The organism is Capnocytophaga bilenii (assembly GCF_017565765.1).
Classification (GTDB): domain Bacteria; phylum Bacteroidota; class Bacteroidia; order Flavobacteriales; family Flavobacteriaceae; genus Capnocytophaga; species Capnocytophaga bilenii.
Window position 1 is genome coordinate 151,313 of sequence record NZ_JAGDYP010000004.1, and the last position, 15,380, is coordinate 166,692.

Annotated in this window: 14 protein-coding genes; 6 read left to right on the plus strand and 8 right to left on the minus strand. The window is 39.2% G+C overall.

What is annotated here, in order from left to right; genetic code table 11:
- Window positions 1-6: 6 nt before the first annotated feature.
- From J4N46_RS06590 to J4N46_RS06605, 4 genes are read left to right on the plus strand one after another with little or no spacing between them, the layout of a single operon-like run.
- On the plus strand, window positions 7-1,497 hold the full coding sequence (locus tag J4N46_RS06590) for a RagB/SusD family nutrient uptake outer membrane protein (RefSeq protein ID WP_208058640.1): 1,491 nt from the start codon (window positions 7-9) through the stop codon (window positions 1,495-1,497).
- Window positions 1,498-1,507: 10 nt separating this feature from the next.
- Complete coding sequence (locus tag J4N46_RS06595) at window positions 1,508-2,980, plus strand: glycoside hydrolase family 30 protein (RefSeq protein ID WP_208058641.1); 1,473 nt, start codon at window positions 1,508-1,510, stop codon at window positions 2,978-2,980.
- 38 nt (window positions 2,981-3,018) lie between these two features.
- Window positions 3,019-3,747: a GDSL-type esterase/lipase family protein gene (locus tag J4N46_RS06600; RefSeq protein WP_208058642.1), complete on the plus strand. Its 729-nt coding sequence runs from the start codon at window positions 3,019-3,021 to the stop codon at window positions 3,745-3,747.
- Between the two features lie 59 nt (window positions 3,748-3,806).
- Window positions 3,807-6,002: a glycoside hydrolase family 3 C-terminal domain-containing protein gene (locus J4N46_RS06605; protein WP_208058643.1), complete on the plus strand. Its 2,196-nt coding sequence runs from the start codon at window positions 3,807-3,809 to the stop codon at window positions 6,000-6,002.
- A gap of 100 nt (window positions 6,003-6,102) precedes the next feature.
- On the opposite strand, the gene rpoN is transcribed toward J4N46_RS06605, so the two are convergent.
- From rpoN to J4N46_RS06645, 8 genes are all read right to left on the minus strand, one after another.
- Window positions 6,103-7,569, minus strand: a complete 1,467-nt coding sequence (rpoN, locus tag J4N46_RS06610; protein WP_009416562.1) for an RNA polymerase factor sigma-54 — start codon at window positions 7,567-7,569, stop codon at window positions 6,103-6,105.
- 32 nt (window positions 7,570-7,601) lie between these two features.
- Entirely contained in the window at window positions 7,602-8,741 is a 1,140-nt protein-coding gene (locus J4N46_RS06615; protein ID WP_009416563.1) for a glycosyltransferase family 4 protein, read from the minus strand.
- A gap of 76 nt (window positions 8,742-8,817) precedes the next feature.
- A complete protein-coding gene (locus J4N46_RS06620; protein WP_208058644.1) occupies window positions 8,818-9,789 on the minus strand; it encodes a cation diffusion facilitator family transporter in 972 nt (323 codons plus the stop codon).
- Between the two features lie 3 nt (window positions 9,790-9,792).
- Window positions 9,793-11,202 carry an alkaline phosphatase gene (locus J4N46_RS06625; protein ID WP_208058645.1) on the minus strand — a complete coding sequence of 470 codons (1,410 nt, stop codon included), beginning with the start codon at window positions 11,200-11,202 and terminating at the stop codon, window positions 9,793-9,795.
- 7 nt (window positions 11,203-11,209) lie between these two features.
- Window positions 11,210-11,380: a hypothetical protein gene (locus J4N46_RS06630; RefSeq protein WP_208058646.1), complete on the minus strand. Its 171-nt coding sequence runs from the start codon at window positions 11,378-11,380 to the stop codon at window positions 11,210-11,212.
- Window positions 11,381-11,385: 5 nt separating this feature from the next.
- Window positions 11,386-11,838, minus strand: a complete 453-nt coding sequence (locus J4N46_RS06635; RefSeq protein WP_208058647.1) for a DUF6934 family protein — start codon at window positions 11,836-11,838, stop codon at window positions 11,386-11,388.
- Between the two features lie 42 nt (window positions 11,839-11,880).
- On the minus strand, window positions 11,881-12,930 hold the full coding sequence (gene thiL, locus J4N46_RS06640; RefSeq protein ID WP_208058648.1) for a thiamine-phosphate kinase: 1,050 nt from the start codon (window positions 12,928-12,930) through the stop codon (window positions 11,881-11,883).
- Window positions 12,927-13,391 carry a DinB family protein gene (locus J4N46_RS06645; RefSeq protein ID WP_009416568.1) on the minus strand — a complete coding sequence of 155 codons (465 nt, stop codon included), beginning with the start codon at window positions 13,389-13,391 and terminating at the stop codon, window positions 12,927-12,929. Before J4N46_RS06645 ends, thiL begins: the two co-directional genes overlap by 4 nt.
- Window positions 13,392-14,136: 745 nt before the next feature.
- On the opposite strand from J4N46_RS06645, the gene J4N46_RS06650 reads away from it, so the two are divergent.
- Complete coding sequence (locus tag J4N46_RS06650) at window positions 14,137-14,745, plus strand: hypothetical protein (protein ID WP_208058649.1); 609 nt, start codon at window positions 14,137-14,139, stop codon at window positions 14,743-14,745.
- An 11-nt stretch (window positions 14,746-14,756) separates the two neighbouring features.
- On the plus strand, window positions 14,757-15,350 hold the full coding sequence (locus J4N46_RS06655) for a hypothetical protein (RefSeq protein ID WP_208058650.1): 594 nt from the start codon (window positions 14,757-14,759) through the stop codon (window positions 15,348-15,350).
- Window positions 15,351-15,380: the final 30 nt, after the last annotated feature.

Sequence of the window (15,380 nt, forward strand, 5' to 3'; positions counted from 1 at the left end):
ATAGCAATGAAAAAATACATATACCTTGCATTCTCGTTGGCTACGCTAACGGCTTGCAGCTTAGATAAAGACCCTATCTCGGATTTCAGCGAGAAGAATATGAACCAAAAAGGTGGTACAGCTATCGAAACCAAAGCACAAATGAAAGCCCGTTACGAAGCTATCTACACCTTTATACAAGGTAGCGCGCAAGAGTTTTGGACGCTCGACCTGCTGATGAATACCGAAGTGCGCGCCGATAATGCCTACGCAGGAGGTATTGATGCTCCTATCACAGCTATTGAGCAAAATAGCCAAGATTCCTCCAACAAAAACATCACTCGCGACTGGCAAAAGTATTTAGAAGGTATCAGCCTTGCCAATATAGTTATCTCTAATGTTGATAAAGTGACCGACCCTACACTTACTCCTGCCGAAAGAAAGCAGTGGAAAGCTGAGGCACGCATATTTAAAGCTTGGTTACTTTTTGATATGACACGCCTTTGGGGAGAAGTACCTATCGCTTCTGAAGAAATTCCAGTGATAACTTCTGATAATATTGAGCAAACTTATGCCAAACTATTTCCTCCACGAAGCTCGGTGCTTGATGTTTATAACACCATTAAGGAAAACTTAGAAGCAGCACTTCCTGATGCTCCTGAGGTAAATACAGTCAATAAGTTTGTACTTAGCAAAGCCGTAGCCAATGCACTTTTGGCTCACGTATATGCCGAAAAACCTATACGCGACTATAATAAAACAGTGCAATATGCCGATGCAGTAATAAATGCAGGATTTTCATTAGTACCTAATTACGCCGATTTGTTTCAGCTAAACACAGCAGGTACTGATGCCAAATTGCGCAATTCATCTGAATCTATCTTTGAAATTACCTATTCAACAGGAGGGCAAACTTGGCTTAGTATAATGTTTGGTAAGAACCATATCAACCCTAATAGCAAGTACGATTGGCGCAAATGGTGTACCCCTTCACGCGACCTTATTGCAGCCTACGATGCTGAGGGAGACAATATTCGCAAAGATCAAGCTATCGTATGGGGGCAACCCTCTTGGAGCAATTACTACCCTTCAAGTCATTACGCTTTTATGTACAAAATACGTTCAGGCGCCAATAGCATCATCAAATTGCGTTTAGCCGATATTCTTCTGCTAAAAGCTGAAGCACTTGCAGCTTTAGGTCAAACTGCGCAAGCAGCAACCCTCGTTAACCAAGTACGTGCGCGAGTAGGGCTTACACCAATTGCTACTTCGCTTTCACAAGAGCAAATGAAAGAAGCCGTACTAAAAGAACGCCGATTAGAGTTAGCCTTTGAAGGGTTCCGCTGGTTCGACCTTGTGCGCAACGACAAAGCTATCTCTACAATGAATACCCTCAATACTCGTGATAGTGGAAGATTAACCCAAACATATCCTTTTACCGACAATACACTTCGCTATCCAGTACCACAAACTGAAATAGAAAAAAATGCCAAGCTAACTCAAAATACAGGATATTAATAAGAAAGCAATGACAAAAAAACTAATTTCATCTCTTTTAACATTAAGTTTGCTATGGGCAGTAACCTCGTGTACTGCCCAAAAGCAAACACATCAAAATACCGTGAAAGTACTCACTACTACAGGCGATCGCCTTTACGACCTGAGTACCTACACCACTACTTTACAAAAGAACAACAAAAACAACAATACCCCCGATATCACTTTGATGCCCAATGAAAAGTATCAAACTATTTATGGTTTTGGAGCAGCCATTACAGGGGCTACTTGTTACAACCTAATGCAAATGGCTCCAGCCGACCGAAAAGCTTTTCTTACAACAACTTTTTCAGAAACCGAAGGATTCGGACAAAACTACGTGCGAGTATCTATCGGCTGTTCCGACTTTTCACTTAGCGAATATACCCTTTGCGATACACAAGGAATACAGAATTTTGCTCTTACCAACGAAGAAAAGAACTACCTAATCCCGATACTACAAGAAATACTTGCCATCAACCCGAAAGTTCAAATTATAGGGTCGCCTTGGACAGCTCCACGATGGATGAAAGTAAATAACCTCACCGACCTACAACCCTATAACGAATGGACAAGCGGACAGCTCAATCCTGCATATTACCACGATTATGCCCTCTATTTTGCTAAATGGTTACAAGCAATGAAAGATAACCAAATAAATGTAGGAGCTATCACTATACAAAATGAACCACTCAACCGACAAAACTCGGCATCTATGTATATGGGATGGGACGAACAACTCGCCTTTATTAAAAATGAATTAGGAAAAACCCTACGCGACAAAGGATTTCCCAACGTTAAAATCTATCTATTCGACCATAATTACAATTACGACAATATAGAATCTCAAAAACAATACCCTATACACATCTATAAAGACCCACAAGCGAGCCAATATGTAGCGGGAACAGCTTTTCACAACTACGGAGGAACAACAAGTGAGTTAAGTAACATTCATAACCAATACCCCAACAAAGAACTTATTTTCACAGAATCTTCTATAGGGAAATGGAATGATGGAAGAAACCTCAAACGCCGTCTTACCGAAGATATGGAAGAACTCGGCATCAAAACCCTCAACAATCACTGCAAAGCAGTTATTGTATGGAACTTGCTACTCGATGAACACGGAGCACCTAACCGCGACAAAGGCTGCAAAACTTGTTTTGGAGCTGTAGATATACAAACAAGCAACTACAAAACAATGCAACGCAACTCACATTACTACGTTATAAGCCATTTAGCAGCTGTCATCAAGCAAGGTGCTACCCGCATAGGTATACAAAATAACACCAACAAACAAATCTTATCTACCGCCTTTCAAAACCCCGACAATACGCTAGCACTGATAGTAGTAAACAAAAATCAACAACCAACCCCCCTTACAGTAAAACATACCAACACTTATTTCACTTACCAACTACCTCCCAATAGTGTAGTATCTTTTTTGATACCACAAAATTAAAAAAAACACAAATTACGAATTAATTAAACAAATAAAAAATGAAAAGAATAGTATTATTAGTAGCATTTATTACAGCAACACTCATACAAGCACAAAATACTACCCCCACGACCACTATCAAAAGCACCATTCCGTTTCAACACACCGATGAAACATCTTGGATATTGCGATATCAAAACGACATCAACAAATATCAAAAAGAAAACAAACGCCTCAGCAATCGCTCCTGCGATGTTCTCTTCTTGGGAAGTTCTTCTATCAATTTATGGGACACCATTTACGAAGATTTTGCACCCCTCAAGCTCATACGCCGTTCCTATGGAGGTGCTACCTTACGCGATATGATATACAACTACGCTACCATTGCAAAAGGATATAAGCCGAAAGCCATAGTACTATATGTGGAAAACGACCTTGGAAGCCATAAAGAAGGCGTAAATGCCGTTAAATGCTTTGATCTCTTTCGCATATTCATAGCTAAGCTCAAAAAAGAATATCCCAATACCCCGCTATTTGTAGTGTCATTAAAACCCTCACAACACAAAGCCGACCAGCTAAAAGACCAACTAATTGTAAATACCCTTTTAGAGCAAAACGCTACTGAACAGCAATACACCTATATAGACATCACCAAAGTAATGTACGATGAAGAGGGTAACTTACGTACCGACATCTTCAAAGAAGATAACCTACATATGAATGCCGAAGGTTACAAACTCTGGACAGCTATTATTAAACCATTACTAACCCAATCGGTACAAAATTAGCAAACAATACCCCCATTATTCTACCACACAACAATATTTACAATAAAAAGATAACAGATATGAAAAATCTAACAACTTTACTACTTTGCTGTGCAGTAGCGACACTTTCAGCTCAGCAAATGCCTATTTATTTAGATGCTTCACAACCTATTGAAAAGCGGATAGAAGATGCTTTATCACAAATGACCTTAGAAGAAAAGGTAGCAATGTGCCACGCCCAATCTAAATTTAGCTCACCTGGTGTACCCCGACTTGGTATTCCTGAAAATTGGATGACTGATGGACCTCACGGAATACGCCCTGAGGTGCTATGGGACGAATGGATACAAGCAGGATGGACAAACGATAAATGTACCGCTTTTCCAGCCCTCACCTGCCTTGCAGCAACTTGGAATCCTGCCCTGAGCAAAGAATACGGGAAAGCAATAGGAGAAGAAGCACGCTATCGCAATAAGAACGTACTTTTAGGCCCTGGAGTAAATATCTATCGTACTCCACTCAACGGACGAAACTTTGAATATATGGGGGAAGACCCTTATTTGGCTTCTAAAATGGTAGTTCCCTACGTACAAGGAGTACAAAGCAATGGTGTAGCAGCTTGCGTAAAACACTATGCACTCAACAACCAAGAAATCAATCGCCATACTGTTAATGTAGTGATAGACGACAGAGCTTTATACGAAATATACTTACCCGCTTTTAAAGCAGCTGTGCAAGAAGGAAAGGCTTGGAGTATAATGGGCGCTTACAATAAATATAAAGACCAATGGGCTTGCCAAAACCAATATTTACTGCAAGATATCTTGCGCAAAGAATGGAATTTTGACGGAGCTGTAATATCCGATTGGGGAGGCGTAAACAATACCGATGGTGCAGCCCTAAATGGGCTTGATATGGAATTTGGAACTTGGACAGATGGGATGACCCAAAACCGCGCCGATGCTTACGACCATTACTTCTTGGCAAAACCTTTCCTCAACAAGCTTAAATCGGGAGAAATAAAAGAAGAAATCTTAAATCAGAAGGTACGCAATATCCTGCGCCTTATATTCCGAACTAATATGGCTGCCAACCGACCCTATGGTTCATTTGCCTCACCACAACATTTTGCCATAGCTCGAAAAATAGGGCAAGAAGGCATCGTATTGCTCAAAAACGATAAAAACCTATTGCCTATCGATACTCAAAAAATGAAGACAATAGCAGTAATAGGTGAAAATGCTATTAAAATGATGACCGTAGGAGGAGGAAGTTCCTCACTAAAAGCTATACACGAAATTCTACCATTAGATGGACTTAAAAACCGCATAGGCAACACTGCCAAAGTGATATACGCACGAGGCTATGCTAGCAACGATTATAAAGACCAAGATGGGCTTAGCGCCAACGACATCACCGATAAACGTTCCCCTCAAGAGCTCCTCGATGAAGCCCTTTCAGTAGCTAAACAAGCCGATATAGTAATTTTTATAGGAGGATTGAACAAACACGATGGACAAGATTGTGAAGGCAACGACCGCAAAGAGTACAACTTACCTTATGGGCAAGATGTCGTGATTGAAGCTTTGGCTAAAGCTAATAAAAATTTGGCTGTAGTTCTCATATCAGGTAATGCAATGGCAATGCCTTGGGTACATAAAGTACCTGCTATTGTTCAAGATTGGTATTTAGGTTCTGAAGCTGGTAATTCACTTGCCGATGTTCTATTAGGCGATGTAAACCCCTCAGGCAAATTGCCTTTCACTTTTCCAGTTCGTTTGGAAGATAATGCAGCAGCAGCTTTAGGTGAATATCCAGGCGATAAAAATGTTACCTATGGCGAAAGTATTTTAGTAGGTTACCGCTATGCCGATACTAAAGGAGTAAAGCCGCTATTTCCTTTTGGTCACGGACTTTCTTATACAACGTTCAAATATGGCAAGCTCACTGCCGACAAGAAAACTACTAACGGCAATATTACCTTTTCTATTACTATTCAAAATACAGGTAAGCGAGACGGAGCCGAAGTAGTACAACTTTACCTGCACGATGAAGAAGCCTCTGTATTGCGTCCTTACAAAGAACTAAAGGGGTTTGAGAAAGTATTCTTAAAGGCAGGCGAAACCAAAACGGTAACTTTTCACATCACCAAACAAGATCTTTCTTTTTTTGATGCTGACCAGCACGATTGGGTAGCCGAAAAAGGTACTTTTAAAGCTTTAGTAGGCACCTCTTCAGGCGACATTAAAAGCACTGTAGATTTTATTTTAGAATAAACATTTTTACTTTTCATATTATAATAGAAAAGAGGCTGTCCATTTTTTTTGGATAGCCTCTTTTTTTAATTCTCTTTTAAACTATCTTTAAAAGATGTATTTATAACTCTTTTCTAAGCCGTGCTACCGGTATATCCATTTGTTCGCGATATTTAGCAATGGTACGGCGTGCGATGGGATAGCCTTTTTCCTTAAGAATCTGTGCTAATTCGTCATCAGGTAGTGGCTTGCTCTTATCTTCTTTAGCGATAATATGCTGTAATATTTGCTTAATCTCGCGTGTAGATACATCTTCACCTTGGTCATTTTTCATAGATTCTGAAAAGAAATCTTTAATGAGCTTGGTACCATAAGGAGTAGTAACATATTTGCTACTTGCTACACGCGATACGGTAGATATATCCATACCCACCTTGTCGGCAATATCTTTGAGGATAAGCGGTTTAATCTTTAGTTCATCGCCTGTAAGGAAATACTCACGTTGGTGTTCCATAATAGCCTGCATTGTTACCAAAAGCGTTTGTTGTCGCTGCCTAATTGCATCAATAAACCATTTAGCAGAATCTAATTTTTGCTTGATAAAGAAAACCGCCTCTTTTTGTGAATTGCTCTTTTCTTTACTTTTTTTATAAGTATCAAGCATTGTGCTATACTCTTTTGATACGTGCAGCTCTGGAGCGTTACGTCCATTGAGGGAGAGTTCTAAATCATTATCAACTACTTTTACGGTAAAATCGGGGATAATTTGCTCTATATGGGCGTTACTATTAGAGTAGGTACTACCAGGTTTTGGGTTTAGGCGTTCTACTTCTTGCACTGCCTCTTTTAGTTCTTCATCGCTTACCATAAAGCGTTGTTGCAGTTTGGCGTAGTGTTTTTTAGTAAAGGCTTCAAAAGCTTCAGTAATTATATTGATAGCCAGTGTTATAGTAGGGGTTTGTTTTTTTCGTTTTAGTTGTATGAGTAAGCATTCTTGCAAGCTAAAAGCACCCACACCAGGGGGGTCTAACTGAAAGATAATTTGCTGGCGAATTTCCTCTACGTGTTCATCAGTGGTATAGATGTTTTGCGTAAAGGCGAGGTCATCGGTAAGGTCTTGTATAGAGCGGCGTATATAGCCTGTATCGTCTATACTACCCACCAAAAATTCGGCTATAAGATAGTCTTCATCATTTAGGGTAAAAGTATTCAGTTGATTGATAAGTGATTGGTGGAAAGAGATTTCGGCACTAAAAGGCAAGTCAAAATCGTCATCATCATCGCTATAGTTATTAGCGTGCAATCTATAGTCGGGTATTTCGTCATCACTCAAGTACTCATCGATGTTGATATCATTCATATCAATAACATCGTTGTCGTTATATTCATCGGCAGAATTGTCGAATTCCTCGTGAAATTCATCATAAGGTGTTTCTTCGCGTCCTGCTTCCAATGCAGGGTTTTCCTCCATTTCTTGCTTTATACGTTGTTCAAAAGCAAGCGTAGGCAGTTGCACCAGCTTCATCAGCTGTATTTGTTGTGGTGATAATTTCTGAGAGAGTTTAAGTTGTAAATTCTGTTTTAGCATTTTCTATAGAATAAGGCGCAAAGATACGTTTTTTATTTCTTTTTAGTAATGGTATTGATAATATGTCGTATTTTTTGTTTGTTTTTACGAGCGTAATAGCCTCTATTTACATAAAAAAGCAATATTACCAATGCTCCAAATATACAGCCAAATACAACCCCCAGCCATAATGATGAAAGAAACGTATTCAGCCATAAAATAATGATAAAAACAACCAAATTAATGGTAGCCAATAATATACTCGCCTGTGGGTGTGATAGTTTCAGGTAATCAATGATTACGTGGTGTATGTGGTTGCGGTCGGCTTTAAAGGGCTTCCCATCACGTATTACGCGGGTAGTGAATACCCGTGTGGTATCAAAAAAAGGAATAAAAATAATAGATAATAGCACCCACACTTTGTTGGCAGGAGTAATGATAGCATTCTCTAAAGAAGCAGTGTTTAAGGCAAAAAATTTAATAGCCAATACTGCTATTAAAAAACCTACTATCATAGAGCCCGTGTCCCCCATAAAAACTCGCATTTTTGCCGATAAGTTATAACGTAAAAAAGCCAACAAAAATCCAATACAAGTTATTGATAGCAAGAAGTAATAATGCATTTCGGCATCGTAAAACACATAGGCAAAAATACCAAAAATTACCATTCCTACCATAGAGGCAGATCCATTGATACCATCAATAAGATTATACGAATTTACGATAGCCATTACAATAGCACAACTGATAAATACTGAAAACCAATAAGGAATATCCGTAATACCCAAGAAGTTATCAAAGCTTATAATTTTCAGATTAGTACCAAAAAAAAGAATAAGGGTAGCTACTACTTGCCCCATAATTTTAGTACTTGGGTTTACTCCCACAAGGTCATCTTTTAAACCCACAAAAAAGAGGGCTCCTGCCCCTGATAAAATATTAATTCCTACTAAATCTTCGTCAAAAGAGCGAAACATAAATAGAGTAAAAACCAAACTTACAAAAAACGAGATACCACCCAAGGTTGGTGTCTTTTCGCTATGAGAACTGCGCTCATTGGGCTTATCCATCAAGTTTTTCTGTTTTACTACAAAAATAACACTCGGCAACGTAAAATACGCTACTACAAATGAAAATAAAAACACTAATAGTGCCGTAATACGTAAATTTTCTAAGAAAAAATGGGTTATCATAATGACTAAAATTAAAAGTAGTATTTGTGGTGCAAAGATAATCAAAAAAGTTGAAAGCACAAGCAAAAATTGTTTATTAATCTAGCTTGTGCTTACTTACGCTTGCCATATTCTTCTCATTCCATATAATAGTTTTTACAAAAGGCTTCTTTCTGAGGTCACAATTTATACTACACAATTCGCACGAAAAGTCTTTGCAATAATCCATATGGAAGTTAAATTCTATAGTTCTATCTACTTTCTGGGCTAAAAGTTTTATCACTTTTTCCATTTCTTGGTGAGCTTCCTTCAGCGAATAGTAATAAGGCAAGGTAATATGTGCATCTATGTGCAGGTGTGCCCCAAACTGCTGTATGCGCATATTGTGTATGTCAATCCACTCAGTATGCCGGTGTTCTTGCAGTATCTGTACTATTTTGGCAAAGAGAGCTTCATCTTGTTTGTCCATAATGCCACCCAAGGCTTTTCGTACTATTTGGTAACCTACTACAATAATATAACTTCCAAAGAAAATAGCAATCAGAGGGTCTAACCATTTCCAACCCGTAAAATGTACTAAAAGAAGCCCAAAAACAATGCTTATGGTAGCAAAAGTATCCGATTGTAAGTGTTTCCCAGCACTCATTAGCACCAAAGAGTTTTCTTTCTTACCTTTTTGGTACGAAATATACCCCATAATGTAGTTTACTACTGCTGTAGAAGCAAAAAGAGCTATTCCCCAGTCTAATTTATCTAAGTTGATGCCGAAAATGATAGCCGAAATCGCTTCTATAAGTATCAATATACCTGCTAAAACAATCAAGATGCCCTCAATTCCTGAGGTTACGAACTCTACTTTGCCGTGCCCATAGGGGTGGTCGGTGTCGCGTGGTTTAGCACACAAGTGCAGCGAATACCACCCCATAAAGGCAGCTACAATATTCACTGTACTTTCCATAGTATCTGAGAAAATAGCATTAGAGCCCGTAATGCGCCACGCTATTAGTTTTATCCCAAAAAGTACCACCCCTAGTAGGGTTACCAACTTCTGAAACTGCAAACTCTTCATCTACTAACGACTTACTTCAGCTACTTCCAACAAGAACGTATGCAGTTCGGTATTGCGCATAAAAGGTTTCAGTTTTTCGCTACCAGGTCCGTACATTCCCAGTTCGGTATAGTCTGATGAGTGATCCATACTTATCCAGCCCACCGAAGTGTGTGCTTTTTGTATTTCGGCAAAAAGACGATAAGGCAGATGCTTGTAGTTATACAATCCATCTTCTTTTCTTTCAGTTTTAGCGTAATATCCCAATAATTCTTTAGCCTGTTCCTCGCTGATAGTCATACCACCACAATGCTGAGCCACGTGTTCTTTTACTTTGGCTACCGAGTCGTTAGCGTTTATTTGTTGTAATATCCAGTCGTTAGAATGTGTGAATTTTTGGAGTCTATCAAAATTGTCGTTACACTCTTTACCATAGATAAGTCCGGGGTTGGCATTGCCGTGGTCGGAAGTAATAACAACTAGAGTGTTACCATCAGCTTTGGCAAAGTCTAAAGCTACTTTTACAGCCTCATCAAAAGCTACTTGGTCGTAAAGTAGTGCGCCAATGTCGTTGCCGTGAGCAGCCCAATCTACCTTACCGCCTTCCACTTGTATTACAAAGCCATTAGGGTGGTTTTTAAGCTGGTCTATAGCCTTAGCAGTCATTTCGGCAAGAGTAGGAATAGAAGCCTGTTCTTCAGCGCTTTGAGCGCGGTCTATAGAATAAGGAAGTGCTTCCTCAGCAAATACACCATACAAAGGCTTGTTGGCAGGAGCTTTTAGCATTTCGTTGCGCGTGCGAGCTATGGTATAGCCTTTCTTTTTCAGCATATCAAAAACATCTTTTTTGTCTTTGCGTTGTGCAGCATCAAAGTAATTACTACCACCCCCTAACATCACGTCCAAGCCTAATTCGGTGTAGTTGAGGGCAATTTCATTCATTGCATTGCGGCTTTTGCTCCAAGTACAGAATCCAGCAGGAGTAGCGTGGGTAATCATCACGGTTGTTACACAGCCTACTTTTTTGCCAGCATTCTTAAACTTCTGTAAAATAGGCATATTCTCCTTGCCATTAGGACTTATATTCAAGCTACCATTATTTACTCGTACACCTCCGCCCCACGATGAACTTGCTGCTGAAGAATCAGTTACTACCGAGCTTGCGGAAGCCATATCCATCAAGGCGCGTTGCCCAAGGTTACTTTCGTATAAATCCATCCAGCTTGAAGGGCGACCATATTTGCGTTTCAGATACAAATCAGCCATTACCATAGTGCCTGTGCTCATACCATCGCTCACCAAAAAGATAATATTTTTAGTACGTTTGTTGCGATGAGCTTCGCCCATTGTTTGTGCTTTTAGGTCGAATGAAGGTAGTATCAATCCGCCTAAAGCTGCTAATGTTCCGTTTTTAAAAAATGCTCTTCTTTTCATAATCTTGTTATAAGATGTTTAATTTTTCCTTTAATTCTGCAGGAAATTTGGCACGTTGCAAGAGTTCTTCTGCAAGAGCTAATTTCTTAGGAAAAAGAACTTTTCCTTTAAACTTATCAAGTTTTTTATCTATTTTTACTAAAGGTGTTTTTGTCTTGTTTAAATCTTGGACACTCATAATAATTAGTTGTTTTTTCGGGTTACTAAAAAGCCTATATAATCTTCACCTAAAATAAACTCTTCAAAGATTTCATCTTCTTTTCTCAAACCATAAACATAAAAGTCTTTTTTCAATTCTTCCAAGTTATTAGAAATTCCCATTCTATATAGGCGAGTTCTTGCTTCGGTACTTCCTGTTGCAAAAACATTAGATTGTTTATATTTATTAGTAAAAGCATAAAGTGTAGAAACTACAGTTGCTAATACTTTCTGACCATCACCATTATTGCTTCTTACTTCATCGTCAATTTCATTAGTTTCCTCATTGTAATCGCCAAAACCCAAATTGAAAAAACCTTCTACTGACATTTCAGTGTACTGAACCATTTTCTTGATTTTTCCTTTTCGTCCAACACTTTCAAACATAAAAGAATGTAGTTCATTTTCAGCAGAATAATTATATCTTGGATATTTCATAATCTTGTTATAAGATGTTTAATTTCTCCATTTTGTATTTCATTAATCTTTGCTTAAAGCGTTCCACCCTCTTGCTATTATAGGGATAAACTGTCCTGCACGGGTTACCAAGTTTACGCCATCGTCTTTAGGGGTGATATGACCAATCACACTAAAGTGCGGATTGCCCTTTATCTTGTCGTAATCTGCTTGAGCAATGGTAAAAAGCAATTCGTAATCTTCGCCTCCACTGAGGGCAATGGTAGTACTATCTAAATTAAACTCCTCGCAGGTACTAATCACTTGGGGGTCAAGAGGTATTTTATCTTCGTAAAGCCTACAACCTACGCCCGATTGACTACAAATATGCAGTATTTCGGACGAAAGCCCATCGCTTACATCCATCATAGCGGTAGGTTTTACCCCCAATGCCTTTAGCAAGGGTGGAATATCCTTGCGAGCTTCGGGTTTCAGCTGTCGTTCCAAGATATAAGTATACATATCAAGGTCGGGTTGTGAATGCGGATTAACTTGAAATACAGCTTTTTCGCGTTCTAATATCTGCAATCCCATATAAGCCCCTCCGATGTCGCCTGTCAGGACGATAAGGTCGTTTTCTTTAGCTCCATTGCGGTATACAAGTTCATCTTCTTGCGCTTCACCTATCGCTGTAACCGAAATGATAAGTCCGCGAGTAGAAGAAGTTGTATCTCCTCCTACCAAATCAACCTCATAGCGCTCGCAAGCCAAGTAGATACCAGCATAAAGCTCTTCCAAAGCCTCCAACGGGAAACGATTAGAAACTGCAATTGATACTGTTATTTGGGTAGCACGAGCGTTCATTGCGTAAATATCGGATACATTTACAGAAACTGCTTTATAGCCCAAGTGTTTCAGTGGCACATAGCTAAGGTCAAAATGGACGCCCTCAATGAGCAGGTCGGTTGATACGACTGTTTTTTTATCATCAAAATTCATTACCGCAGCATCATCTCCTATTCCTTTTAGGGTTGAAGGCTGCTTTGTTTTGAAGTCGGCAGTTAAGTGAGCAATCAGTCCAAACTCACCTAAGTCGCTCAGCTGGGTGCGATGTGGAGTTTTATCTTCTATCATTTAGCAAAATAGTTTAAAGCAATCACCACCCCAAGGTGCATTCCTTCGTGAGTATTATTAAAGTTGATAGCATCTTCAATACAAGTGAGCGTATAGCCATAGCTGGTGGTATAAGGGGTAAAGTTGCTGAATACCCCACGCTCATAGTCAGCTTGCAGTTGTTTTTGAGTACTGATAAGCAAGGCGCGTAGCGATTGTATTTCTTCGGCTGTAGGCACGTGCCCATCGGGGTGAGTACCTTTTTTGTAAGTTTCTATAAACTCATCGACAACTACGGGTTTCACCCCTGATAGTTTATAACAAAGAATTTGCTGAGTTGCTACACAATGAGCAATATTCCAAAGAATACTATTGTGAAAACCAGCAGGTATCTGTGCTAATTTTTCAGGTGATACATTTTCTAAATAGGTAAGTAGGTTGTTGCGAGTAGCCAAGTGTAAGGCAAATACTTGTTCTGTCATATTATTTAGTTATTAGTATAAAGTTGTTAGGTGCGAGCTGCATAGGCAGTTTCTATCGGCAAAGGTACGAAATAATGTTTAATTGTCAATGATTGATGATTAATTTTTCTTACTAATTTTTAAACGAATGGTAAGGGGAAGATAAGGGGAAGATAAGGGGAAGATAAGGGGTGAGTGGGGGAGAATTATGAATTTTGAATTATGAATTTTGAATTATGAATTTTGAATTGGGCACAAGCTGCAAGCTTGCGCCAGCGAGGGAGAACCTTGAGCGAAGGATAAGCGAAGGATAAGCGAAGGATAAGCGAAGGATAGTCGACGAGCTGGCACAGCCGAGTATGTGACGAAGGTTGAACAACTTTGTCAAACTCTGAAAGTTTGACAAAGTGTGTGGCGCATAGTAAGCGAAGGATAAGCGAAGGATAAGCGAAGGAAAGTCGGCGAGCTGGCACAGCCGAGTATGTGACGAAGGTTGAGCGAAGGTTGAGCGAAGGTTGAACAACTTTGTCAAACTCTGAAAGTTTGACAAAGTGTGGGAGGGGGAAGAGAAGTTTGACAAAGTAGGGAGGCAAAGAGGGAGTGCGAGTTGTACTATAAATATAATCTATATTATAGCTATAATTTATGGAAAATCAGTGTTAAAAAATGTTAATAAAAAAAAAAACGATTTAAACATCAATTTTTTTGATAGTTTATTGGAAAAAAGTTGTATCTTTGCCGCAGAAAATTTTAAAAACATTTCAGAATGAAAAAAGTAACTTTTTTGGCTGGGCTTATCATCGCCCTTGTACTTACCGCTTGTGGTAAAAAAAACACACCATTTGGTGAGGAACTCCTTAGCGAAGTTTCTATCAACAACGCTAAACAAATCCTTACCAATCCTCCTTTTGCTGATAAGCAATTCCGTTGGATAGAAATCAGAACCAATGGTGCGCTTAACTCAGACTTCCACGAATTGGAAGCAAAATACGAAGATCCTGCTGCTGGTGGGAAACTCGTAGTGCAAAAACAAGACAGCTCTTCAGGCTTGGGCGACCCTACCGTTAGCACTATTCCTGAAATAAACAAAAACTTTGAACTTTTCAAAGTTTCTGAACTTGACTTTACTAAAGTATTGAGCCAAGCTAAAGGGGCTATTGAGTTCCTTAGCAGTTTGCAAGACGCTAAAGAGTACGAAAATTTCAACGTAAACAAGATTAGCATTGAAAAGTTGGACGGTAAAATCGTTACTACTTACGGAATTGATATGACTAAAAAAGGTGAAGGTACTCAACGCCAAGGTAGAAAACGCGTTACTAACTACTACACGCTTACAATAAAACTTGTAGACGGTGGTAAATATGAAATAGACTAATAAGTAGAACGATGAAAAAACTATTATCAGCTTTATTTGCATTGGCTTTGGCAAGCTGTGTGCCCAGCACTGGCAGCACTAACGCGAGCCTTACTTCTCCTGAAGGGCTAAAAGATGCTCAGGCTCTTTTGGCAGATAACTTTGCTAAATATGACGGGAAGATAGTGGCTGTAGGCTTTAGTGTAGATGCTGACGACCATATAGATATGGTGGATGTAACCTATAAAGAAGGCAGTAAAGCTACTGCAGCTTCTTATGTAGTATATACCAAGCAAGTGATAGAATCTAACCCTTATGCAGGTTTGGAAGCAGAAAAGGGTTTAAAGGTAAGCGATTTTAAGGTTACTGAACTTACTTCTTTGGTAGAAAAAGCAAAAGCTCTTATTGCTGAAAAAGATAAGAACTTTACTGATTTCCGCGCTCATAAGTTGGAATACGAAGTACAAGCTGATGGCAGCTTGCTTACACGCTTTGTGGTATATGCCAACAATGCTAATACTTCTTATTTTGGCAAACGCGTAGATGCAGGAAAACCTGTATTTGCCTTCTCATTTGAAGCTGATACAGCGGGTAACGTAAAAGCAGTTTCGGGATTAGAACTATAATCATAGTTGAGGCTGTCTGAAAAACTTTTT